Annotated in this window: 1 protein-coding gene; it reads right to left on the reverse strand. The window is 59.7% G+C overall.

What is annotated here, in order from left to right:
• The coding region (locus AU511_RS17060; protein WP_139829438.1) for an Ig-like domain-containing protein at nt 1-548 on the reverse strand (548 nt) is incomplete at both ends.

The raw sequence follows: 548 nt of genomic DNA on the forward strand, positions 1-548 counted from the left end.
TACGTTGCCGTTGTCGGAAGCGGTCACCGTAGTCTGATACGACTGATCGCCGATAGTCACGGTCACCGTATCGCCGACCTGCACGTCGTTGCCGACACGACCGGTCACGTTCTGGTTCTGTCCCGCTTCCACGATATTCAGCGTATTGTCGGCCGTTACATCATTAATGGTGATGCTGGCTTCCGGCGCCGCGGTATCAACCGCATAACCGTGATCGGCCGTAGCCGTGGTCGGGTTGCCCGCCGCGTCCGTGGTGGTCACTTCCGCATGGATCTGCGAGTTACCGGCCAACACCTCGCCCGGCACAGAAACGCTCCATACATTGCCGTTATCCGACGCCGTGACGGTGGTCTGATAAGCCTGATCGCCGATAGTCACGGTCACCGTGTCGCCGACCTGCACGTCGTTGCCGACGCGGCCGGTCACGTTCTGGTTCTGACCCGCCTCGGCGATATTGATGGTGTTATCACCGGTTACATCATCAATGGTGATGGATGCTTCCGGCGCCGCGGTATCGACCGCATAACCATGATCGGCAGTTGCTGTGG

The organism is Lonsdalea iberica (assembly GCF_002111585.1).
GTDB lineage: Bacteria > Pseudomonadota > Gammaproteobacteria > Enterobacterales > Enterobacteriaceae > Lonsdalea > Lonsdalea iberica.